Origin of the sequence: Arthrobacter sp. KNU-44 (genome assembly GCF_051843155.1) — a bacterium.
In the GTDB taxonomy this organism is placed as follows: domain Bacteria; phylum Actinomycetota; class Actinomycetes; order Actinomycetales; family Micrococcaceae; genus Arthrobacter.
Genome location: NZ_JBPXNG010000002.1, coordinates 1481796 through 1502925, shown reverse-complemented (window position 1 = coordinate 1502925; position 21130 = coordinate 1481796). Strand labels below are relative to the sequence as shown.

23 protein-coding genes and 1 tRNA gene are annotated in these 21130 nt (G+C 62.7%); 10 read left to right on the top strand and 14 right to left on the bottom strand.

Annotation, left to right across the window (positions count from 1 at the left end; translation table 11 throughout):
- The first annotated feature begins 81 nt into the window (after positions 1-81).
- A complete protein-coding gene (locus ACSVHC_RS07775) occupies positions 82-921 on the top strand; it encodes an aldo/keto reductase (RefSeq protein WP_437772422.1) in 840 nt (279 codons plus the stop codon).
- A 152-nt stretch (positions 922-1073) separates the two neighbouring features.
- Here the strand turns inward: ACSVHC_RS07775 and ACSVHC_RS07770 are convergent, their stop codons facing one another.
- On the bottom strand, positions 1074-2111 hold the full coding sequence (locus ACSVHC_RS07770; RefSeq protein ID WP_437772423.1) for a LacI family DNA-binding transcriptional regulator: 1038 nt from the start codon (positions 2109-2111) through the stop codon (positions 1074-1076).
- A 228-nt stretch (positions 2112-2339) separates the two neighbouring features.
- On the opposite strand from ACSVHC_RS07770, the gene ACSVHC_RS07765 reads away from it, so the two are divergent.
- From ACSVHC_RS07765 to ACSVHC_RS07745, 5 genes are all read left to right on the top strand, one after another.
- Complete coding sequence (locus ACSVHC_RS07765) at positions 2340-3707, top strand: ABC transporter substrate-binding protein (protein WP_437772424.1); 1368 nt, start codon at positions 2340-2342, stop codon at positions 3705-3707.
- Entirely contained in the window at positions 3704-4675 is a 972-nt protein-coding gene (locus ACSVHC_RS07760; RefSeq protein WP_437772425.1) for a carbohydrate ABC transporter permease, read from the top strand. Before ACSVHC_RS07765 ends, ACSVHC_RS07760 begins: the two co-directional genes overlap by 4 nt.
- A gap of 158 nt (positions 4676-4833) precedes the next feature.
- Positions 4834-5622: a carbohydrate ABC transporter permease gene (locus ACSVHC_RS07755; RefSeq protein WP_437773954.1), complete on the top strand. Its 789-nt coding sequence runs from the start codon at positions 4834-4836 to the stop codon at positions 5620-5622.
- A 49-nt stretch (positions 5623-5671) separates the two neighbouring features.
- Positions 5672-6517 carry a sugar phosphate isomerase/epimerase family protein gene (locus tag ACSVHC_RS07750; protein WP_437772426.1) on the top strand — a complete coding sequence of 282 codons (846 nt, stop codon included), beginning with the start codon at positions 5672-5674 and terminating at the stop codon, positions 6515-6517.
- Complete coding sequence (locus ACSVHC_RS07745; RefSeq protein WP_437772427.1) at positions 6514-7692, top strand: Gfo/Idh/MocA family protein; 1179 nt, start codon at positions 6514-6516, stop codon at positions 7690-7692. Before ACSVHC_RS07750 ends, ACSVHC_RS07745 begins: the two co-directional genes overlap by 4 nt.
- A gap of 115 nt (positions 7693-7807) precedes the next feature.
- Here ACSVHC_RS07745 and ACSVHC_RS07740 read toward each other — a convergent pair whose 3' ends face one another.
- From ACSVHC_RS07740 to ACSVHC_RS07715, 6 genes are all read right to left on the bottom strand, one after another.
- Positions 7808-8290: a DUF7793 family protein gene (locus ACSVHC_RS07740; protein ID WP_437772428.1), complete on the bottom strand. Its 483-nt coding sequence runs from the start codon at positions 8288-8290 to the stop codon at positions 7808-7810.
- Positions 8291-8502: 212 nt separating this feature from the next.
- Positions 8503-8679, bottom strand: coding sequence for a CsbD family protein (locus tag ACSVHC_RS07735; protein WP_236815163.1), 177 nt, complete (start codon positions 8677-8679; stop codon positions 8503-8505).
- A 575-nt stretch (positions 8680-9254) separates the two neighbouring features.
- Positions 9255-10334 carry a PheS-related mystery ligase SrmL gene (gene srmL, locus ACSVHC_RS07730; protein WP_437772429.1) on the bottom strand — a complete coding sequence of 360 codons (1080 nt, stop codon included), beginning with the start codon at positions 10332-10334 and terminating at the stop codon, positions 9255-9257.
- A 193-nt stretch (positions 10335-10527) separates the two neighbouring features.
- Positions 10528-11202 carry a hypothetical protein gene (locus ACSVHC_RS07725; RefSeq protein ID WP_437772430.1) on the bottom strand — a complete coding sequence of 225 codons (675 nt, stop codon included), beginning with the start codon at positions 11200-11202 and terminating at the stop codon, positions 10528-10530.
- 266 nt (positions 11203-11468) lie between these two features.
- Entirely contained in the window at positions 11469-11777 is a 309-nt protein-coding gene (locus ACSVHC_RS07720) for a DUF4190 domain-containing protein (RefSeq protein ID WP_439180778.1), read from the bottom strand.
- A gap of 111 nt (positions 11778-11888) precedes the next feature.
- Complete coding sequence (locus ACSVHC_RS07715; RefSeq protein ID WP_437772432.1) at positions 11889-12209, bottom strand: hypothetical protein; 321 nt, start codon at positions 12207-12209, stop codon at positions 11889-11891.
- 73 nt (positions 12210-12282) lie between these two features.
- Here ACSVHC_RS07715 and ACSVHC_RS07710 point away from each other — a divergent pair, with 73 nt between their 5' ends.
- On the top strand, positions 12283-12966 hold the full coding sequence (locus ACSVHC_RS07710) for a hypothetical protein (protein ID WP_439180777.1): 684 nt from the start codon (positions 12283-12285) through the stop codon (positions 12964-12966).
- 30 nt (positions 12967-12996) lie between these two features.
- On the top strand, positions 12997-13551 hold the full coding sequence (locus ACSVHC_RS07705; RefSeq protein WP_439180776.1) for a hypothetical protein: 555 nt from the start codon (positions 12997-12999) through the stop codon (positions 13549-13551).
- A 45-nt stretch (positions 13552-13596) separates the two neighbouring features.
- Here ACSVHC_RS07705 and ACSVHC_RS07700 read toward each other — a convergent pair whose 3' ends face one another.
- The gene (locus tag ACSVHC_RS07700) at positions 13597-14019 is read right to left on the bottom strand and encodes an ankyrin repeat domain-containing protein (RefSeq protein ID WP_437772435.1); all 423 of its coding nucleotides are present in this window, start codon (positions 14017-14019) and stop codon (positions 13597-13599) included.
- Entirely contained in the window at positions 14016-14375 is a 360-nt protein-coding gene (locus tag ACSVHC_RS07695) for a DUF2750 domain-containing protein (RefSeq protein WP_437772436.1), read from the bottom strand. The genes ACSVHC_RS07700 and ACSVHC_RS07695 overlap by 4 nt, the downstream gene beginning before the upstream one ends.
- 125 nt (positions 14376-14500) lie before the next feature.
- Here ACSVHC_RS07695 and ACSVHC_RS07690 point away from each other — a divergent pair, with 125 nt between their 5' ends.
- Positions 14501-14878, top strand: coding sequence for a hypothetical protein (locus ACSVHC_RS07690; protein ID WP_437772437.1), 378 nt, complete (start codon positions 14501-14503; stop codon positions 14876-14878).
- 379 nt (positions 14879-15257) lie between these two features.
- Here ACSVHC_RS07690 and ACSVHC_RS07685 read toward each other — a convergent pair whose 3' ends face one another.
- Positions 15258-15524, bottom strand: coding sequence for a hypothetical protein (locus ACSVHC_RS07685; RefSeq protein ID WP_437772438.1), 267 nt, complete (start codon positions 15522-15524; stop codon positions 15258-15260).
- A 773-nt stretch (positions 15525-16297) separates the two neighbouring features.
- Positions 16298-16370: transfer RNA gene (locus tag ACSVHC_RS07680), tRNA-Thr, on the bottom strand.
- Positions 16371-16592: 222 nt separating this feature from the next.
- On the opposite strand from ACSVHC_RS07680, the gene ACSVHC_RS07675 reads away from it, so the two are divergent.
- Positions 16593-17336, top strand: coding sequence for an HAD-IA family hydrolase (locus ACSVHC_RS07675; RefSeq protein WP_437772439.1), 744 nt, complete (start codon positions 16593-16595; stop codon positions 17334-17336).
- A 217-nt stretch (positions 17337-17553) separates the two neighbouring features.
- Here ACSVHC_RS07675 and ACSVHC_RS07670 read toward each other — a convergent pair whose 3' ends face one another.
- Genes ACSVHC_RS07670 through tmk form a run of 3 tightly spaced genes read right to left on the bottom strand, consistent with a single transcriptional unit; the run spans position 17554 to position 21030 of the window.
- Complete coding sequence (locus ACSVHC_RS07670; RefSeq protein ID WP_439180775.1) at positions 17554-19155, bottom strand: alpha/beta hydrolase; 1602 nt, start codon at positions 19153-19155, stop codon at positions 17554-17556.
- A 49-nt stretch (positions 19156-19204) separates the two neighbouring features.
- Positions 19205-20353, bottom strand: coding sequence for a DNA polymerase III subunit delta' (locus ACSVHC_RS07665; protein WP_437772441.1), 1149 nt, complete (start codon positions 20351-20353; stop codon positions 19205-19207).
- Positions 20350-21030, bottom strand: coding sequence for a dTMP kinase (gene tmk, locus ACSVHC_RS07660; protein WP_437772442.1), 681 nt, complete (start codon positions 21028-21030; stop codon positions 20350-20352). The genes ACSVHC_RS07665 and tmk overlap by 4 nt, the downstream gene beginning before the upstream one ends.
- Positions 21031-21130: the final 100 nt, after the last annotated feature.

Sequence of the window (21130 nt, the reverse complement as noted above, 5' to 3'; positions counted from 1 at the left end):
ACATAACAACTATTAAGCGCCTAGCTTAGAGGGGCCGGAATCCGTAGCCACCCGGTGTGCGCGGCTGGCAGGATGGAAGCCATGACTTCGTCACCGAACCTTACTTTTAACGACGGCAACTCCATCCCCCAGCTCGGCTACGGGGTGTGGCAGGTTGAGGACGATGTAGCCGAAAAGGTAGTGCGTCAGGCCTTCGACGCCGGCTACCGCCACATCGATACCGCCAAGATCTACGGCAACGAGGCAGGCGTGGGACGCGCCATCGCATCCTCCGGCCTCAAGCCCGAGGAAATCTTCATCACCACCAAGCTGTGGAATGCGGACCAGGGCTACGAGTCCACGCTCGCGGCTTTTGAAGAGTCCATGAACCGCCTCGGCCTGGAAACCCTTGACCTGTACCTGATCCACTGGATGCAGCCGAAGCAGGACAAGTTCGTGGACACGTGGAAGGCGCTCATCGAGCTCCAGAAGCGCGGACGCATCAAGTCCATTGGCGTCTCCAACTTCAGCAAAGAAGGCCTGCAGCGCCTGATCGACGAGACCGGCGTCGTTCCGGCGATCCACCAGATCGAACTGCACCCGTTCTTCAACCAGGCCGAACTTCGGGAGTTCGCTACGGCGCGCGGCATTTTGACCCAGGCCTGGTCGCCCCTCGGCCAGGGCGGCGAGCTCCTTGAGAACGCCACTATCGCCCAGATCGCTGCCAAGTACGGCGCCACCCCGGCGCAGGTGGTTATCGCCTGGCACCTGGCGATCGGCAACGTCGTGATCCCCAAGTCCGTGACCGAGTCCCGGATCCAGGAAAACTTCGCAGCACTCGGCGTCACGTTGGATGAGGCCGACATTGAGGCCATCAACGGCCTGGACCGAGGCGCCGAAGGCCGCATCGGACCGGACCCGGCCGTCTCAGACTTCGCCTAGTTTCTCAACGGGAAGACCTCGCACCGAACAGGTGCGGGGTCTTCTTGCCTTAATCAGGCGCGATCTCGCAACGCGGGGTCACTTACGGCCCATTCGGCGCCACCAAATGGGCCGTAAGTGACCCCGCGTTTCTCAGAGGGGGCGCTGTGGGCTCACCTCGCTGGGCGGAGGGGTGGGCCGGTGGAGGCGCGGATCGTCAGATGGGTGGGGAGTTCGGCTTTCATGCGCATCTGGGACCGGCCGGGCCGCAGCCTGCTGACGAGCATGTCCGTTGCGACGCGCCCTGCTTGTTCGATGGGGGCGGTGAGGGTTGTCAGGGGCGGTTGGCAGAAGTCGGCTCCGAAGATGTCATCGCATCCGACGACGCTCATTTCATTGGGGACGTCGATGCCGCGTTCCCTCAGCCGGACGAGGACGCCGATGGCGACCAGGTCGTTGAACGCAATGCAAGCAGTGGCCCCGCTGTTGAGCAGGGTGTCAGCGGCGGCAGCCCCGGACCGCGTACTCGGGTGATAGGGGCCAAGACGCCTGATGGTGATTCCCAACAACTCGGCTCTCTCCTGCAGCGCGTCCCACCGCCGCCCGTCGGACCAGGAATTCGGCGGGCCCGCGAGATAGGCGATATCCCTGTGACCGAGTGAAAACAAGTGCTCCATCGCCTGCTGGACCCCCGAAGGGGTATCGATAATCACGCTGGGGACACCGGGTGTGCTGCGGTTTATTGTCACCAAGGGGGATTTGGCGGCGGCGCTGATCAGCTGTTCGTCGCTGAGACGGGTCGCGGGAAGAATGAAGCCGACGGCGGAGCCCCGGAACTCTTCCAGATACGTTGCTTCCAGCTCGACATCCTCTTCGGTGTCGACGAGCAGTTGGGTATAGCCGGCAGTCTTGAGTTGGTGCTGCGTGCTGCGGATGAAGTCAAAAAAGTACGGATTCGTGATGTCCGGAACCAGGACGGCGACGGCTCCGGACCTGCCCGGGCCGGTACTGCGGGGATATGCGGAGGGCGCGTAACCCAGTTCGCGGGCAGCCGCTTCGATGCGTTCCCTCGTCGCTTGGTTGACGCGATGCGGCTGAGATAAAGCCCGCGAGACTGTGGAGGCGGCCACGCCGCTGAGAGCGGCGACATCCCTGATAGTCGGTCCCCGCCCCAGAGGGCTGGTTCCAACGCCGGCCTCGCTAATGCTCATAGTGCTGCCCCCTTGCGGCCCCGCAATGCGTTCTGAGAATCCATCTTCTCTCATCTGCGTGGTCCCTTCCCATCTGTGACAGGACGGACCATGGAAGCAACTATGGCAATTTATGGCAACCGTTGCACTTGTTGCAGCAACTGTCATAGTGTTCCAGCTAACATCCGGTCTGTCTGGCCGGTTCCCCCGAAGATCTCGGGGCGACTCAACGAGGAGCATTAAGAAGACATGAACAACTCAAGGACGCGACTTATTGGCGCGGTCGTTCTCGTTTCGCTGGGAGCACTAGGAGTAACCGGATGCGGTGGCGACAACAGCTCCGCAAGCGCGAGCGGCGGCGCCCCCAACGGCCAGGGCAAGACCCTGGATGTCCTGGTCGGTGCCAACACAAACAAAGCCGAGCAGTACAAGGCCTGGCAGATTCACATTGCCGATGCATTCAAGAAGCAGACCGGCGCTGACCTGAAATTCGAGACGTTCGCCAACGCCAACGATGAGCTCTCGAAGATCCAAACCTCTGTTGTCGCAGGCCAGGGCCCGGATGTCTACGCAGTGGGTACGACCTTCACCCCGACAGCGTACTCAACAGACGCCTTCGTGAAGTTTGACTCAAATATGTGGAACAAGGTTGGCGGCCGCGATCGCTTCGTTCCGGCGACGCTCGGAATTTCCGGTCCCGACGCCCAGAACGAGGTGGGCGTCCCCTTCACCTCCAGGCCCTACGTTCTTGCCTACAACACCGAATTGTTCAAGAAGGCCGGGCTCGACAAGCCCGCGAACACCTGGGACGGGCTGCTGGATCAGGCCAAGAAGCTGACCACCGGATCCACGTACGGGTTCGCGACCGGATATGCGGACAACTACACACCCTGGAAGTTTGCCTGGGCCATGGCCAACCAGTCCGGCAACCCCCTGGTGGATGGAAAGACGGCCCGCATCGATGACCCCACGGTGCTCAAGGCATATGAAACGTACTTCGGCTGGCTGACCAAAGACAAGGTCGTCAACCCGGCCGCAGTGGGCTGGAACGACACCCAGGCTGCAGCTGACTTCGCCGCGGGCAAGTCCGCGATGATGTTGATGACCACGGCATCGTCAAAAGTCACGTTCGATGCCTCACCGGTGAAGGGCAAATACGCTTACGCCGTGATGCCGACCGTGCCGCCCGGACAGAGCTCCGCACCCTCCGGTGGCCAACCGGTGAGCTCAATCATTTCCGGTGACAACCTGGTGATCGCAAAGTACTCGGAGAACCAGGACCTCGCCGCTGCGTACATCAAGCTGCTCACCAGCGACGACGAGCAGATCAACTACAACAAGCTGTTCGGGGATCTTCCCACGAACGCCACAGCGGCCAAGAAGGTCCAGGACGCGGATCCCTCGTTGTCCCCGATTATTGATTCGGCATCCAAGGCCAAGACCACGCCGTTCACGGGCGCATGGGGCGACATCCAGCTGGCGCTGACCAACGTCGTCGTTCAGTCCCGCCCGGATCTTGGCAATGGCAGCTTCAATGAGACCAATCTCAAGGCTGCACTGGCCAAGGCCCAGAAGGACGCCCAAGCCTCCCTCGACAGGGCGACGTCAAACAAGTGAGCATCACTGTAAAAAAAGACGCCGCCCTGCGGCGCGCCCCGGAGCTTGGCGGGCAACCTCCTGCCAAGCGCCGGCGGACAGTGAGCGAACGAAACCGGCCGCTGTGGATGCTCACTCCGGGTGCGCTCCTGATCGGCCTGATAATCATCGTTCCCCTGATCCTGGGCATCTACATCGCGATGCTTCAGCTGGATCAGTACACCATCCGTAAATGGATCAGTGCCCCTTTCGTAGGACTGAACAACTTCGTCGAAGCGTTCACATCCACTGACTTGGTTCACGCCTTCGGCAACAGCGTCGGCTTCTCCCTGATCGCCACCGTCATCACCGTGCCGATCGGTGTTTACGCCGCACTGGCGACCCAGAACGCCTATCGCGGCAGGTCGCTGGTGCGATCGATGTTCCTGATTCCCTACGTCCTCCCATCGTTCGTGGTCGGAAGCTTCTGGCGCACCATGCTCCAGCACGATGGGATCGTCAACAAGGTGCTGACCGGGGTCGGGCTGCCTGCTGGTCAATGGCTCACTGGTCCGGCGAGCTTCTGGGTACTGATCCTGGTCGAAGTGTGGGCAGCTTGGCCGTTCATTTACCTCATGGCATTGTCGGGCCTTCAATCCGTGGACCAGGAAGTCCACGAGGCGGCGGCCATCGACGGCGCCCTGTGGTGGACGAAGCTGCGTTACGTGATCTTCCCTTATTTGCGAGGACCGGTCGCCCTGGCGTGCCTTATCGCGACCCTCCACCACATGAACAACTTTTCGCTTGCCTTCTTACTGTTCGGCGTCCCGGCTCCATTTGACGTGCAGGTTTTGCCGACCCTCGTTTACAGCATGAGTTTCACCAGCTTGCGGTTCGGCATGGGAGCGGCGATGGCCCTGATCTCACTTCTGCTGATCGCCATACCGCTCTACTTCTACCTGAAAGCCGTTCGACTCGACACAGGCGCTGACGCGGGAGGCAAGAAATGAGCAACAAAACCCCCGACGTCGTGTTGGACGTCCCGTTGGAGATCTCCGGGGGCCTTCGCACCGGAAGTGCGCCCCGCAAGACCGGGCGGCAGAATGTCGCGGTATACCGGCTGCTTCCGACACCTCTGCTGGTCGGAGGCACCATCTTTCTGTGCGCCATGGTCGGGATTCCTCTGCTATACATCGTGTTTTCGTCCATGAACTCCGATGTGGAAGTCGCCCGAGGGGCATTCTTCCCCACCGAATTCACCCTGGACAACTACACGAAGATCTGGAGCACGCTGCCCTTGGGCAATGGCCTGATCAATAGCGTCATGATCGCCGGCGCTGTGGCCGTCGTTTCCTCGTTGCTGGGTATCGTCACCGCCTACGTGCTGGTCCGGTTCGAGTTCGTGGGCCGCCTCAGCATTCTGCGCGGGCTCATCGGTCTTCAAAGCGTTCCGGGCGGACTGCTCCTGCTCCCGGTGTTTGTTCTCTTCGCCTCAGCGGGCAACTATCTGGGAATCACGGTCATCGGCACCTACTGGGGCCTTTTCCTCGCGTACCTGACATTTGCGCTGCCGTTTTCCACCTGGGTCATGGTCACCTACCTGAGGGGCCTGCCCAAGGAACTCGAGGAAGCAGCCCGCATCGACGGATCTTCTTCCCTCGGGGTCCTTTTCCGGATCATCTTCCCGCTCAGCTGGCCCGGGTTGGTGGTTGCCGGCGTCTTTTCCTTCCTGCTCGGCTGGAACGACGTCATGTTCGCCTCGGTCCTCACCCGTCCAAACACCCAGACCGTTGCGGTTGTCCTGCAGATCTTTGGTTCCTCCGCGGAGGGCGGGGCGCTTCCCCTTTACGGCCAAATGATGGCCGCATCCTTGGTCTGTGCCGCCCCGGTGGTCATCCTTTATCTCATCTTCCAACGATTCCTCGTCGGCGGCATGACCGCCGGCGGTGTCAAGTAGGCCAGCCACACCGGCTGCCACCCATGCATTACCTCAAGGAGAAAACGACGTGACCGTCAAGCAAACCCAGTGGACCCTGTCTGGATTCGGCGACGAAATAAGCGCTGACCCGCTCATCCAGATCGCAGTTCTGCAGGCCTTGGGCGCCAACCACATCGAAGTCCGCAGCGCTTGGGACACCAACATCGTCGAGATGTCCGAAGAGGACCTCGTCCGGCTGGACCAAATACTGCGCGAGCAAAACATGGGCGTGTCCGCGATTGCCTCTCCCATAGGCAAAGTGGACATCACCACGCCTGTCGCCTTCGAGGTGGACCGCCTCCACGCGGCCATTCGTGCCGCGAAGATCCTGGGCACCCGTTACATCCGGATCTTCTCGTTTTATCGACAGGACGGCCTCGCCGCCGAAGACATCCGCGACGCCGTCATGGTGCGGATGCGTGCGTTGGCCGCGGAGGCCCAGGCACACGACGTCGTACTCCTTCACGAAAATGAAAAGGACATCTACGGCGACACGCCTGAACGCGTCCTGGACATCATTACGACCGTTAATTCCCCGGCGCTGCGGGTTGCCTGGGACGCTGCGAACTTCGTTCAGGTAGGTGTCAAGCCCTTTGGCGAGGCCTACGACATGCTTCGCCCTTACCTGGAATATCTGCAAGTCAAGGATGCCCGAGCCGATGACCGCCTGGTGATGCCGGCGGGGGATGGCGACGGCCAACTCCGCGAAACCATCAACGCATTGAAGGCGGACGGTTTCGAAGGCTTCGCGTCCTTGGAGCCCCACCTGGCAAACACCCATCACCTCGGAGGGTTTTCCGGACCTGCGGCGTTCGGAGTTGCGGGCCGCGCATTCAACCGCCTCCTCGCTGAAGCCGGAGTTAGCACCAAATGACCACCTCGAACACAGCAACCACGCCCAACCGTCGGCTGCGCACCGCCGTCGTCGGCTGCGGAGTCATCGGACGCCAGCATGCCCGGGTCATCACCGAGAACAAGGATCTGGAGCTCATCGCCCTCGTTGACCCGGTTGGGCCAGCCGCGGCTGCACTGGCAGACTCGGTCGAGAATGAGCTGCACAACCCGCGTCCGGCGACGTATTCGTCGCTGGTTGCGGCACTGAAGGATGCCGACATCGACCTTGTCGCGGTCTGTACGCCAAGCGGTCTGCACTCCGATCTGGCAGTTGAGGCCCTGAATGCCGGCAAGCACGTCATCATCGAAAAGCCCATCGACGTGGACTTGCCCAGCGCCAGGCGCGTTGCCGATGCGGCGGCTGCCGCGACCGGGCAGGTCATTTCGGTGATCAGCCAGCACCGATTCGATCCGGCCAGCGTCGCCGTCGCCCGTGCGGTCCGGTCCGGACGCTTCGGCAGGATCACCTCGGGAGTGGCTTCGCTGGCGTGGTGGCGGGCCCAGAACTACTACGACTCCGGCCAGTGGCGGGGCACCTGGGAGCTCGACGGCGGCGGGGCCGTCATGAATCAAGGCGTTCACAGTGTTGATTTGCTTCTTTGGTTCCTGGGCACCCCTGTTCAGATCCAGGCCCATACTGCGCTGCTTGCCCACGAGCGCATCGAGGTGGAAGACACAGCAGTTGCTACCGTCCGCTTCGCCTCGGGCGCCCTGGCAGTCATCCACTGCACCACTGCGGCCTATCCCGGACTCACCGCCCGGATCCAGGTCCACGGCGAGAAGGGCTCGGCTGTTGTCGACAATGATCGGCTGCAGTATTTCCACGCCTCAGACAACGCTCCTGTAGAGGGAGAATCTTCCTACGGCATGGCCGGGGCCGGGAACCAGTCCGAACTTGAGGTCGGGGCGCATGATGCCTCAGCCAACATCGACGGATCAGACGACCTGCAGACCGCGCACCAAAAGCAGTATGCCGACGTCGTGGAAGCCATCCGGTTCGGAAGAGATCCGCGGGTCGGAGTCGAGGAAGCAACCGCGGCACTGGCCACGGTGCGGGCGCTTTATGTGTCGGCAACTCTCGGGACGTCGGTGTACTTCGAAGACGTCCTGGCGGGCAAGTATGACGACCTCGTCGCCCACACCGGGGGCGCTTAGGTCCGCCCCACGCTTAGGTCCGCTCCACGCGGAGCGGTCCCTGATGAGTTTGAACGCCGTGCTGGTGCCGCACTTCGCGGCATCAGCACGGTAACCAGGTGATGTCCGGTGCCTCTCAGTCCTCCGAAAGTTCCGGGACGCGCTCGGCACGCAGTTCGCGCAACCAACCCAGGGCTTCTAGTTCGTCGGAGAAATACCGGGTCGGGCACTGCGGTGCGGGGAGTCCGTGCCTGCCGTGGGCAATGACACGGTCCACGGGGGTGCTGCCCAGGATCGCAAAGGCCGTGATGGTGGCGGCCTCACTGAAGAATCGGACGGCGTCGCGGCTGACGGACTCGACGCCGATGACCTGCAGCAGCACCGCGGCGCCCGTTCCGCCCGTCAGAGCCAGGTATCTCTCCCGGATAAGCGCTCCGTCCTCTGCGGTGATCCGGCGGCCTGGGCGCAAAGTGATCCGGAGTACCCCTTCACCAGTGTCATCAACCCTGACATTTTCATGTTCTGAACTGAACCACGCCCCACCGCCGTCCGCGTCGGAAGCGGTGCTCACCTCTGCCTGAAGGTGTAATTCGCCCTCGGACTGTACCAGCGTCGTCATCAGATCCCCCAGATGTGATTCCGCTGCAACCCCATTGACGCAGCTCCCGGGTCAGCAAGAGCCGGGTGCAGATCACAATACCGGTGAGGACGCCCGGCGTCCATGAATAGTGAGTGTGCGGAGTGTTTTCGCTCGAGTGGCCTCCGGAATCAAGTGGCGGGCACAGCGAAGGGCGCACCCTGATGGGATGCGCCCTTCGCTAGACGGTCAGGTCAGTCCTTCTTGAAAGCGTCCTTGACCTTCTCGCCGGCCTGCTTCAAATCGCCTTTGGCCTGGTCGGCCTGGCCTTCCGCCTTCAGGTTTTCGTCGCCTGTGGCGTTACCGGCAGCTTCCTTGCCCTTGCCGCCAGCCTTCTCGGCAGCGTTCTCAATCTTGTCGCCTAGTCCCATGGTGTTTCCTCCTCTGGTTCGGCAGCCGATCGATCCGGCCGTTACTACATACTAAGCATGCTTCGGGTTTGGATTTCAAGTCCGGTCCGTCTGTGATGAGTGCGGGCAATTTGGCCTACGGGTTCTGCAGCCTCTTTCCTCCTTGACGAACCCTGGGGCAATCGCGGAGGTCACCGGGGTCCTCACATTCGCCATTGTCTCCTACCGGCACGCGTCCCAGGCATGAGCTCGCGGCTACTGACCCAGGCGGCCGCTGCGTCTCGTCAGACTCCGTGGATTTCGCCTACCTCGGCTGTCATGAAGACTTGGCAACGTTCTACGAGTCCTGCGGTTGGCGGCGTGTCCGAGCGCGAGAGCGGTGCCTTTCACGATTGGACGGAACCACGGTCATCGAATCCGCAGATACTCCGATCCTGATCTGCTCCGCCGCTAAGACCACCGCATCGTGGTCCGCCGGACCGATCGACCTTCGGGGAACTCCTTGGTAGAACACCCAAGGATCGAGTCCCGGCCGCTGCCGGATGAGCGGCACATCCTTCGGCGTCCGGCATCATTCGGAGCGAACCGCTCGTGCTCTATCCCGCGATGAGCTCCTTGGCCGGCCCCTCGTGCAGGGCTAGATAAACAATGTCCCGGATCTGGTTGGCCTGTGGATCCGTCATGGTCCGGGTGAGGGGACGAAGCACCAAACGTATGAGGGCGTTGGCCTGTCCGTCGCGGATGCGGAGCCGCTCCCGCGCTGCCGCGGGGAGCTCTCCGGATTCAGTCAGCGCCAAGAGCTCGACGCTTTCCAGGTCTTCGGCTTGCTCACCTAGGGCTGTCCGCACCCGGTCTCCAAGCACTTCGGCGTCCAAGTCTGCGGGAACGACGATCGAGATGTCCCTTCGGATTGAGGGCAGCTGCGAGACCGGTTTCCATCGAGACAGGTCCAGCATCTGCTGTTCGATTCTTTTGTCCGTGGACCTGAGCAACCTGATGTCGGGGATGCCTTTTCGAAGCATCAGGGCCCGATCCAAGCCCATCCCCAGGGCCAGCCCCGACCATTTTGCAGGGTCGAGTCCGGCCTCGGAGAACAGATGCGGGGCCATAAGCCCGCATTCCGCGAGTTCAAGCCATTCCCCGTCCATGAGTACATCGACCTGCAAGCCCTCCCTGGTGTAGGGGTGAACTGCCGGAACCGCGCGCCATTGCGCCCCCGGAAGGACCGCTTGCACGAGGGCGGCGATTAATTTCTTCAGGTCGTCGGAGGCGAGGTGCTCCCGGGAGCTGACGCGCCACAAGTCCACCTGGTGTGGAGTGCCGACGTGGGTGCGGTCGATGGAATCGCGCCGGTAGACAAGACCGGGGATGGCCCAGAGCTCGTCGATGGAAGCCGAGGTATGGCTGCGGAGCATCACTGTAGGACTGACGTAGCGGGAGTATCTTTGATCCCTGGTCACGTCCGATTCGTTGAACCCCAGGCGGTCGTAGTTGTCGGCCACGCTCACCAGCGGGCTGTGTCGAACGATCCGTTCAGGCACACCCCATTTGCTGCCGACCGCGTCGATGGCTCCTTGCAAGAGTGTTTGCATTGCGTGCGGCCCGCCGTCCGGATTTGAGAGATCCCGGATGGTCAAAGCATCGTTGAGTTCGGAGGGACTGAGATAAGTGGGCATTGCTGGTCCTAATGTTCGGATTTGAGTGGCGGGTTCCACCCCCGACTCAAATCCAGCGCCAGGACCTAGGCGCGCGCCTGAGAGCCCTCGCGACCGGAACCCGGTCGGGGGCAAGTAAATCGGCGCATGGAGAGCATGGGGAGACTATACCCCAGCTGCCGACCCTGATCGTCGGAGTCAGCGCTTCGCGCAGCTACAAACCGAGGTCTTTGACGGCAGTGACCCAGTTGTGGGCGATCGCCTCCTGGGCAGCTGACAGGGTGACCTTGTGAGCGCAGATGGCCTTGTGCAGAGTGTTCTCCACCGCGTCTTTCGGGTTTGTGGTGCCCGTGGCGCTCGACTTGTTCGGCTCAGGCCACAGATTCGACACGGAGTTGGTGCCGCCGAGCTCCAGGCTGATCAGGTGATCGTATTCCGTGGTCTTCATTGCGACCTGGCCGTATTCGCGCAGGCTCTCGGCCTTCACCTTGTCCGTGTTCGAAGCGGGCGGGCGCACCGTAGCCGTATAGCCGCTTATGCATATCGTCGAGTCGATGTTCTCCTGGGTAACCGCTGGATCCGTGGCCCCCGGAGTGCACTCGGGGTCCGGCAGGTACTCGCCAGTAGCGGCGTCGACCACTTTGGCGGAGCACTGTCCGGCGGCAAGCTGCTCGTCGGTAGCGACCACGCCGGGGGAGTGGATGGACTTCACGGCTGCAGCCGCCGCACCGGAGGGTGTGTTCCCAGCCGCCGCAACTGCCTGAGGAACTGCCGGCGACGCGGACTTGGCCATCGGTTCGGCGGGGTGGGTTCCCTGCTGGCATCCACTGAGGGCCAATGCAGTAAAGAGGAATGCGGCGGGCAGGGCGAGACGATTGCGGAAGTTCATGACCCTCAGGTGTTCGGGAGCTCGGAAGTCTGTCCCTCGGAAAGGGGAACGACAAGCGGAAGCCAATAGCTCCCGCCCATCTTTTCTATCCTGTTGCCTGGACTTCGAAGCGACCGGCGCGCCGGGCAGCCTACTTGCCCCGGGTCTCAACGGCTTCGGCGAGCTCACGGAGCTTCGTGGACTTCATGCAGCCGAAGTCCTGGCCACGGGTACACAAACCCTACGGGCAGGATGCGGGCAAATAGGGCCACATGGCCAGCTGTGCATCACGGATGAAGGAGGTACCGCGCGATGAGGTAGAACGCAAGATCGGCGACACCGATGATCATGCCCGCGATGGCGAACCCGCGACCACGCAACCCGCGCTCTCTGGCCCGCCGGAAGCCTAGGCCTGAGATGGCGGTCCCGAGCGGGCCCACCATGGCAAAGACGAAAAGCCCGACGCAGCTGATGATGAAACCCGCTATTGCCGCCTTGCTGAACGGAGCGCGTGGCTGGACTGGTGCGTATGGGTTAGGTATCTGCGGGGCGTCGGACGGCCAGCGCTTTTCGGGAGGGGGAGGAACACTGCTCATGAGGTCTGTTCTTTCGCCTGGAATGGTGTCAGGCGAGCCTACGATATGGCGTGCAAGCATGCCTGCAGGCCGGGAATCCTCTGGTGTGTCGGAGCATTGAAAGGGAAGTACCTACTCTTGATGCCGGACGGGGTAGGAAAGCTCGTCCGCGGCTCCAAGGACCCCCTCCGGCCACTCGGCCACAAATATCCACGGCATGTTCTCCTTGGCGAGGAAGTTCACCGGAGTCCAGGAAAAGATGAAATGCGGACGCCCTGGATAGATCTCGAGGACGGCCGAACGCTCGAGCCGCCAAGGGCAGAAGTGGCGCGCCCACCACCGGGATCGGGGGCGGAACTCAAGCTGCGAGGCGCACATGGTGAGTATGACCCATGGCCCTTGGATCCCGAACCGTCCGGGGATCGAAAGGCCACCTCTGAATGTGTATGTCATTCGGTCACTCCAGCGACAGGCCGAATGGCAAGGCGGTATTGCCAACCATTCTTGGCCGTCGCACAATCGGCAAGTGAGGTTCGACGGAGTGATCCCCGAGGACGCACCGGATCCGCGTCTTGAGCAGGCCCGGCGTCTGGAACTGATGCCCATTCCCGTCATGGGACTTGTGCCCCAGCCTTCGCTGGAAGATCCGGATATGGTCGGCATCCAGTACGGGCAGGATTCCCGCGGATACAACGAGATGTCGGCGAGCATCACCTACACACTGTGGCGCAATCCCGCTGACCGATCCGACCCGATAAACCTAGCTGAGCTCGACGAGCAGACGCGAAGGTCGATCGAAGACATTCCGCCTTGGCCGCGGCCGGTCTGGCTGGTTGAAGGGGTTCAACGCATGAGGTACCCCCAGCTCTGGGAGGCCGTACGGACCACCTGGCACCGAGACCCTTCCGAACGCTCGTCCCCTGCCCGGGTGCTGGCTGAACACATGAACCATATCCTCATCAATCGCTACCGGCGCGACTGGCCCGGAGGTATTGCCTGGGACCGATTCGCCGGGGACGCCAGACGACCTCCAACCAACCGTGAGGCGGCCGTACGGATTGACGGCGTCGAAGTGCAAGGTGTGGAGATCGACACTGACCCCCTCGTGTGCGGGGTTGGAGCGTCCCTCGGACGGGGCGGTGTTGTGACGGCCGTCCTCCCACGTGATGAGCTCGGCTACATACGCATTGAATTCGCGAAACGCCGGTAGGCTGTGGGGACATCAGCGAGGGGACCAAGGATGAAGCGTCCGCGCACTGGGGCCGCGATCGCCGTGCTGCTGGGGTTGGCCCTCTCCGGGTGCCAGGAGTCGGCCGGGCCGCAGCCCACACCGGGACCGACCTCATCGCTGCCTAGCCCGTCGTCCTCCGAGCTCACGGCCATCATCCAGACCGCCGTCGAGGACCGGAACGGCACCGTCCTGGATGTTCCACCGGCTCCCCGCCTGACGGATGCGCAGACGACGACGGCGTACCGTGCCAAGCGCGCGCGGGACTTTCCGGTGGTGGCCCGGTCAAAGGCCGGGTTCAAGTCAAAGGGCTTCTGGTACTCGGACTTCACGACGAAGATCACCGCGGAATCCGTGGAGGTGACCGGGTCGACGGCAAGCGTCCATTTCAAGGAACTGACCGAAGAACACCAGGCATCGGCGGCGAACGGGCCAAGCAACGTCCCGTCGGGCTACTCGGTATCGGAGACAGCTACGTTCCGGGCATCCCCGGATGGATGGCAGCTGGACAGCATCGCCCCGTCCGCGCCGGGGGGCCTCTTGCCGATGTCCATCGTCAAGGGCTGAAACCGGAGTGCGAATGAGGAAGCGATGTCCGGCATGCTCTGGCGGTTATTCACGTATGTCCCGGAAGTACTGCGCTACGTTGTAGTTGCCGATGAGCCTCGCCAGATCGACCGGCGTTTGGCCGCTCGCGTTGACGTGCAGCGGGTCAGCGCCGTGGGAGCGGAGCAGCCCGATCAGCTCGCCTCGACCTTTGGAATTGAAGACGGCGATCCAAAGTGGTGTGTTGCCGAAGACGTTCTCCGCGTCGACCTTTGCCCCTGCATCGATCAGAGCGGCAGCCGCCGCAGGGGCAAACTCCTGTGCCGCGAGATGAAGCGGTGTGAAGCCTTGGCGGTCCACAACGTCAGGCAATGACCCCGCGGCAAACAACGACCCTATCGCCTCGGGATCGTCTTCCAGCGCCGCGTAGTGGAGTGGAGAACGGCCAGCGCGGTCCATGCATCGCTTCGGCCCGTTGTCCACGTTCATGCCTTGTCCTCGATGGCGCCAAGTCGGATGCGCACTTCCGCAGCACCAAACTCATGACCGCTCGCCCGAGCTCCTGTCCAATTGAGGCCCACGAGAATCCCGTCACCCTCGAGACCGTCGATCCATCGCGTACGCCACACGTCGAAGGGAATCGCCATCGGCTCGAAACCTCCGTAGGCCGGAATATTCGCGATAACCTGCTCCGCCCGGCTCCGAAGGGACCAGAACGGCATGCTGCGCTCACCGTCCCCGCTGACCGGTGCCGGGATGCCAACTGCGTCGCGGATCCCCAACACCTCACCGTTCTTGACTATCTCTTCGTAGAAGAGAGCTGCCTGCGCTGCGTGGACACTCATTCCGACAGCCTATGACGCAACGGCTCGGCAGCAAGAAGCCGACGAAACCCTCATATGCATCTGACCGTGGATAGGTCGCTGCGAAATGCGCCCCCATACCGAGAAAATTGGTGATCATTGACTTCATGGGTTCCTTTACGATCACGAGCACCCCGCTATCGGTCGCACGCGAACTTTGGCGGCTGGGCGAGCCTGGTCTTGCCTCACGCGCTATGCGTTTGAGCGTCGAGCAGGCCGTCGACATCGGGATCAGGGCTGGTGACCTGGAACAATCCGGCCAAGCACGCACTATCTGGCCCGACGGTCCGAGCGGAGTCTCTTCTGCGCTGTTGCTAGCAGCCGTTGAGTATCTCGAAGGTTCCATGCGCCCGTGCGCCAGACGCCGCCGCCTTCCCGAGAAGCATCTGCCACCGGAACTTCAAGCCAGCGAATCAGACCTCTGGGCTGCGCTTTCTCCAGTACCTGACGCACTGGATCGTCGGCAGCTCGAGACCCGCCAGTAAGCCAGCCATCCCGAACTTCCGCGATGAGCGCAGGCCGCCACTGCTGCGTCTTGCGGACGGGTCCGACGCCAGTTTGGTCCACGGCAACGGCGGCGGGGAACGATTCAGCCCGTTGTCGGCGTCGTTCGCCAAACCGCCCCCACTCGCACTCCGGACGGAATGACATGGGAAAACCGACGGCGGCGCCGATATTTACCCCGTCGAAACTGGCACGAGGCAGATTCTCGTCAACGCGAATCCTGCCGCATGTTCGTGTGACATCATGGGCGGCCAGCGCTCCTGGACCAAAGCTCCGGACGGTATGGGATCCTCTAACGGACGCCGGCCCGTGTTGAGCTGATTAGCTGAGATTACTAGTCCGTGGCCCACGGGCTAGTCACTAATGAAAGGGAAGCTCCGCACCTTGCGGGAAAGGCAAGACTCCTTGTGCGGGGGTCATGGTGAACCACTCGCCGCCCTCCTTGGTCGCAAAAATGATGACTCTTTCAACTGTGTCGAGCGGATCGCCGTCCGGATACGAGTCGCTTCCAGAGCAGGTCGGGGGCATCGAGGAAATGCGCAGGTTCTCCCGTCCGGGATTCCCCTTGAGTACCTGCTCGACTTCAACAAGGTGGGTGGTGGCCTTTGAACCGTAAATGCTGCTCATGCCGACCTGCCTTACAGACTTTCCGATCAGCACCATGCTGGCCTTGTCATATTGGCCCTGAGCGGTCTCGAACCGGACCCAGTCAACGCACGCTACGGTGCCACCGTCTGGCCCGGGGCTGGGTGTAGAACCAAGGATTGAGCCGGTTGATTTCGCCGTTGACTCCGCAGCTGCCGGTCCGTCCGTGACCTTGTCGCCGCATGATGTCAACAGGGTGGTGAGAAGTATCGATAGAACCAGGCATCGCCACAACCCACAGCGTTTCATTGTGTTCCCCCATAAGTGGACGTTGATCGGAGGATATAGGGTGCGTACTCGCATTCATAGACGTAAGTCCCGCACGAGCGAATGCACCTTGACGGGGAATTACTGCAACTATGTTCTCCGCGTCGACCCTGCCGGGCTATGGTCCGGGGACACTGTGACTGCTCACAGTGGCGACCTGCCGCTCGGGCTCCTCGTAGTCGGGTCTCCGGCCGGGATCAGGGCTCTTCGAAGGCATCCGGTGATGGGCTTTCTTAGCAGCACTGATTGGGCAGCGCAGGACTAATCCCGTTCTGAATCTCCTAAGCATGGCCAATCACCGCAAGGAATGCGCACAAAGAACGCGCGGCACATGCCTACTTGGGCATAGGCGGCCGAGTCTAGACTCGTGCCACGAATCGATACGCGGGCCAAGCGTAAGTGTGCCCTGCCGGTGTTCCGGGCTTTCCTCAAGCCAACGAAAAACCCCGTATTCCCGCTGAACAAGTGGGAATACGGGGTTCTTTTCGAGCTTCCTATCAGAATCGAACTGATGACCTTTTCATTACGAGTGAAACGCTCTACCGACTGAGCTAAGGAAGCACCGCGTTATCGGCCGGGTACCGGCTGAATCACGCAAGATACAACTCTAATAGAGTCACCTCGTCCGGGTCAAAACAGCCCCGTGCGGAGCTACCGTGGCGCCGTTGTTGCGGAATTCACCCGCTCGTCGCGCCGGGTTCAGGCCGCCGTCGTGGACCGGGGGCAAGCTGGGCGGACTAACGTGGCCGCACGATTTCGGTCATCAACCAGCGAAGGGGCGCCATGAGCATGGACAGCGGCAAGAGGATCAACGCGGACGACGCCGGGGCACATCGTGCGCAGCGGCTCCGACTTGCTGTCTTGGACATGGTGGGCACCACCATTACCGACGATGGTCTTACAGAGCGTGCTATGTCCCTCGCCCTGCAGGAGACCGGCGTCGAGCCTGGTTCGCCCCGCTTCGAAAGCATGCTCGGCTACGCCCGGGACACGATGGGCTTTTCCAAGCTGACCGTTTTCAGCCACCTTTTCGAAGAAGCTCAACGGGCCGAGAGAGCCAACAAGGCTTTCGAACGCGCCTACGACGATCTGATTGCCGACGGCGGCGTCCGGGCCATTCCAGGCGCCGAGGAAACCATCGACTGGTTGCGGGACTCCGGCGTGAAAGTCTGCCTTGCTACGGGCTTCGGCCGGCACACCCAGAACATGGTGCTTGAGTCGCTGGGGTGGATGGGGAAGGCGGATCTCAGCCTGTGCCCCGCTGACGCCGGCCGCGGTCGCCCTTACCCGGACATGATTCTCACGGCCGTGTTGGCCCTTGACCTGGACGATGTCCGCGAGGTCGTCGTCGTGGGGGACACGAGCTCGGATATGTTGTCCGGCGTTCGCTCCGGCGCCTCCGCCGTGGTGGGCGTGCTTACTGGCTTCCACTCCGAGGCGGCTTTGCGCGCGGCCGGCGCCACCGCCGTCGTGCCCTCAGTCAAGAACCTTCCCGCGCTGCTGGAGCCCCACGCCGCACGGCTCTAGCGCCGGTCCCTCAACGATTTACCACTTTTGGTCCGATGTCTGCCACGCGGAAGCCGTCAATCCGCCACCTACGCTGCTGGGTGCGGTTGGGGAGGTCGATTTCGTCGTCGAGCGCCTCTTGATCGTTGAGCTGGACGGCAAGACGCACTTCGAACCCCGGGCCATCAAGAGGGATCGACGCCGGGACAACACTTCGGTTGCCGCGCCCCCAAAACACTCAGCACATAGTCCCGTCCGAAGGCGCCTTCCCATCCACGAAGTAGTTGTCCACGGCGTCGGACACGCATTGGTTGGAGCGGCCGTAGGCGGTGTGGCCTTCGCCCTTCCACGTCACGAGGGAAGCATTGCCGAGTTGTTTGCGCAGCGAACCAGCCCAGGCGACAGGCGTTGCGGGGTCCCCAGTGGTTCCGATGACTACAATCGGCGCACTGCCGGTGTACTTCACGGGAGCAGGCGCGTGTACCGGCTTATAGGGCCAGTCCTTGCAGTTGATGCCGGTGTAGGAGAAGTAATAGCCGAAGGTGGGGGAGAGCTGCTTCAAGCGCGCTTCTTCGGAACGCATCCCGGCCGTATCCGTGACCATAGGGTAGTCAAGGCAGTTGATGGCGTTGAACGCGAACGAGGTGTTCGACGTGTAGGTGCCGTTCGGGTCCCGGTCCGCGCCGAAGTCGGCAATCCGAAGCATGAGCGACACGTCGCCCTTGAATGCGGCCACCAGAGCCTGGGTCAGGACAGGCCACGATTCGTTGTCGTAGAGCGGGGTGAAGATACCGCTGACGAACGTAGCCCCGGTGACAAGCCGTCCGTCTTTGGCGCGTTTGGGATTCTGCTCGACGTCGGCGATGAGGTTCTGGATCTGCTGCACGCCATTGTCGACGCTGCCGGTCATGGGGCATCCGGACTTTGCCTGGCAATCCGCGACGTAAGTGCGGAGCTCCTTTTCGAACGCCTCGGCCTGCCCCGCGGTGAGGTCCTCGTTATTGAGGGACGGATCCACTGCGCCGTCCAAAGCGAGCTTGCCGACGTTGTTCGGGAACAATGACGCATAGGTGGCGCCGAGGGCGGTTCCGTAGGAGAAGCCAAGGTAGTTGAGTTTTGCGTCGTTCAGCACGGCGCGGAGTATATCCATGTCCTTGGCGGAGCTGGCGGTGTCAATGTGCGGCAGCGTGGGACCGGACTTTTCCACGCACTGGGCATTCATGGCCTTCGTGTCGGCCAGCGCCGCGGCGACGCCCTGGTCAGTGTCATAGTTGTAGACCTTCTCGCGGGAAGCGTCCCGTTCGGCATCGCTGAGGCACGTCACCGGCGCCGACCGCTTGACGCCGCGGGGATCGAAGCCCACCAGGTTGAAGCTGGACCGCAGCTTGCTAGTGAAGTGCGTCTTCGCCGCGTCCCTGACGAAGTCATAGCCCGAAGCGCCGGGGCCGCCGGGATTCACCAGCAGCGAGCCTTTCTTCGTGCCCTGGCTCTGGAGCCGGATGGCGGCGATGGAGATGCTGCCACCATCGGGTTTGGCATAGTCCACCGGCACTTGGATGTTGGCGCACTGGAATCCCTGCTCACAGGACGTCCAGTTCACTCTTTGGGAGTAGAAACTCTCCAGTCCTGCCGGCGCTGCGGCTGCGATGGACGCGTCCGGGGTGCTGACGTTACCGGACCCGTTGCTGGCGCCATCATTGGGCGCCGGTACAGAGAACACGCAGCCGCTCAGCAGAAGGCTCGCGGTGGCCGTGGCAGCCACTGCCGCTGCAGCCCGCCGCAGTGAGGGGAACCGTGTCCTGGAACTGGACCCGGCGGGCCGGCGTCGTGCGGGGGTCATGCGTTTCTCCTCAGGCTGGGGAAGCGTGCTGTATTTCTAAACTATCCGGCTATTGCTGAATCAGGCTGCTCGCCATGGACTCGACGGCCAACAGCGGTGCCACGTTGGTCGTGGTGATCCGCACTCGCGCCTTGTTGATGGCATCCATGCGCGCCAACGTGATCTCTGGCGTGGAGCTGGCCGCGTAGCCCTCCAGCTCACTCCTGAGTTCAACGTTGACCAACTCGACGGCGTTCCCCAGCTGAATGACCAGGACGTCCCGGTAGAAGGACAGCAGATCGGTCAGCGTGCGGTCGAGGGAATCGGTGATGGATCGCTTGGCACGGCGTTTCTGGTCGTCCTCAAGCTGCCTGACCTGGCTGCGCATCGACGGCGGCAGGGTGCCCGACTCCGGAGCGCCCAGGCTCGCGAGCAGGGCGACCTTCTCGGCGGCGTCGCGTTCGTCGTTGGAGCTGTTGGCCTCATCCGTTGCGATCTTGACCAGCTTTTCGGCCATCATCACGGCGGCAGTGACGCCCCGCAGGCCCAGCGGGAAACGGACAGTCTCCATCCGGCGTTCCCTGGCTTCGGGATCGCGGGCCAGCCGACGCGCGATTCCGATGTGGCTTTGGGCAGCGCGGGCGGCCCTGTCCGCAATGGCGGGGTCGACGCCGTCGCGCCTCACCAGCAGGGCGGCGACGTCGGCAGCCGGCGGAATCCGGAGGCTCACCGGGCGGCAACGCGAGCGGATGGTGACCAGCACATCGGCCGGCGACGGCGCGCAAAGCATCCAGATGGTCCGGGGCGTCGGTTCTTCGATGGCCTTGAGGAGCACGTTGGTGGTGCGTTCGGCCATGCGATCCGCGTCCTCCACCACGATGATGCGCCAACGGCCCGTCGCCGGCCGGTCGCCTGCCTTGGACACCAACTGGCGGGCTTCGTCGATGGTAATGGTGACCTTCTCCGTGCGGACAAAGGTCACGTCGGAGTGGGTTTCGCCCAGGATGGTCCGGCACGATGCGCATTCTCCGCAGCCGCGAAGTGCGACGTCATCCTGTTCGCAATTCAATGCCGCGGCGAATGCCTTGGCCGCGTTGGAACGGCCTGAACCCGGTGGTCCGGTGAACAACCATGCGTGCGTGAGGCCTTCGCCTTGGGCGGCGGCGCGCAATTGTGCGACGACGGGCGCCTGGCCCTGGAGCTCGTCCCAGACGCTCATGCGCGGCTCCCGAGCAAGTCCTGCACACGCCGGAGGATCTGCGCGGCGAGGTTTTCGACGGCGTCCTTGGCGGGCAACACGAGGTACGTCTCCGGGTGGGCCTCCGCCAGTTCCAGGAACGCCGCACGGATGCGGGCATGGAAATCGTCCGGTTCCGATTCGAGCCGGTCCTCGGTAGCGTCTCCGGCAGTTCTGCGGTCCCGGCCGTCGCCCGGGTGGACGTCCAGGAGCACTGTCAGGTCCGGCTCGAGGCCTTCGGTAGCCCATTCGTTGAGCCGCCTGACGTCGACGGTCCCGAGGTCCCTGCCGGCACCCTGGTAAGCGACGGAGGAGTCGATATAGCGGTCCGTGATCACCACAGAACCCTGCGCCAAGGCCGGGCGGATGACCTGGCTTGCGTGGGCAGCCCGGGATGCGGCGAACATCAGGGCTTCGGTCCGGGGGTCGATAGTGCCGTGGCCGTGGTCCAGCACCAAGGAACGCAGCTTCTCGCCGATCGGCGTGCCCCCGGGCTCGCGGGTGCGCAGCACCGAAAAGCCGAGGGACTCGAGCGATGCAGCCAATCGGGCGGCTTGCGTGGACTTGCCGGCCCCGTCCCCGCCTTCGAAGGCGATGAAGAGTCCTGGGCGCTGGTCCGGCGTAGGGCTCTGGTCCTGCTTGAGGCGCTGCGTAGTCACGGATCTAAGCGTACAGAGGAACTCTGACAGTGCCCGACGACGGCGCTTGCCCACCTGCGCGGGACCGAACCTGCCGCTCGACGGGACGGAGCCGTAACAC

Coding starts and splice junctions, on each gene's coding strand:
- ACSVHC_RS07775 (WP_437772422.1), top strand. CDS start 82: ATGACTTCGTCACCGAACCTTACTTTTAACGACGGCAACTCCATCCCC.
- ACSVHC_RS07770 (WP_437772423.1), bottom strand. CDS start 2,111: ATGAGCATTAGCGAGGCCGGCGTTGGAACCAGCCCTCTGGGGCGGGGA.
- ACSVHC_RS07765 (WP_437772424.1), top strand. CDS start 2,340: ATGAACAACTCAAGGACGCGACTTATTGGCGCGGTCGTTCTCGTTTCG.
- ACSVHC_RS07755 (WP_437773954.1), top strand. CDS start 4,834: ATGGTCGGGATTCCTCTGCTATACATCGTGTTTTCGTCCATGAACTCC.
- ACSVHC_RS07745 (WP_437772427.1), top strand. CDS start 6,514: ATGACCACCTCGAACACAGCAACCACGCCCAACCGTCGGCTGCGCACC.
- ACSVHC_RS07740 (WP_437772428.1), bottom strand. CDS start 8,290: ATGACGACGCTGGTACAGTCCGAGGGCGAATTACACCTTCAGGCAGAG.
- ACSVHC_RS07735 (WP_236815163.1), bottom strand. CDS start 8,679: ATGGGACTAGGCGACAAGATTGAGAACGCTGCCGAGAAGGCTGGCGGC.
- srmL (WP_437772429.1), bottom strand. CDS start 10,334: ATGCCCACTTATCTCAGTCCCTCCGAACTCAACGATGCTTTGACCATC.
- ACSVHC_RS07725 (WP_437772430.1), bottom strand. CDS start 11,202: ATGAACTTCCGCAATCGTCTCGCCCTGCCCGCCGCATTCCTCTTTACT.
- ACSVHC_RS07720 (WP_439180778.1), bottom strand. CDS start 11,777: ATGAGCAGTGTTCCTCCCCCTCCCGAAAAGCGCTGGCCGTCCGACGCC.
- ACSVHC_RS07715 (WP_437772432.1), bottom strand. CDS start 12,209: ATGACATACACATTCAGAGGTGGCCTTTCGATCCCCGGACGGTTCGGG.
- ACSVHC_RS07705 (WP_439180776.1), top strand. CDS start 12,997: ATGAAGCGTCCGCGCACTGGGGCCGCGATCGCCGTGCTGCTGGGGTTG.
- ACSVHC_RS07700 (WP_437772435.1), bottom strand. CDS start 14,019: ATGAACGTGGACAACGGGCCGAAGCGATGCATGGACCGCGCTGGCCGT.
- ACSVHC_RS07695 (WP_437772436.1), bottom strand. CDS start 14,375: ATGAGTGTCCACGCAGCGCAGGCAGCTCTCTTCTACGAAGAGATAGTC.
- ACSVHC_RS07690 (WP_437772437.1), top strand. CDS start 14,501: ATGGGTTCCTTTACGATCACGAGCACCCCGCTATCGGTCGCACGCGAA.
- ACSVHC_RS07685 (WP_437772438.1), bottom strand. CDS start 15,524: ATGAGCAGCATTTACGGTTCAAAGGCCACCACCCACCTTGTTGAAGTC.
- ACSVHC_RS07675 (WP_437772439.1), top strand. CDS start 16,593: ATGAGCATGGACAGCGGCAAGAGGATCAACGCGGACGACGCCGGGGCA.
- ACSVHC_RS07670 (WP_439180775.1), bottom strand. CDS start 19,155: ATGACCCCCGCACGACGCCGGCCCGCCGGGTCCAGTTCCAGGACACGG.
- ACSVHC_RS07665 (WP_437772441.1), bottom strand. CDS start 20,353: ATGAGCGTCTGGGACGAGCTCCAGGGCCAGGCGCCCGTCGTCGCACAA.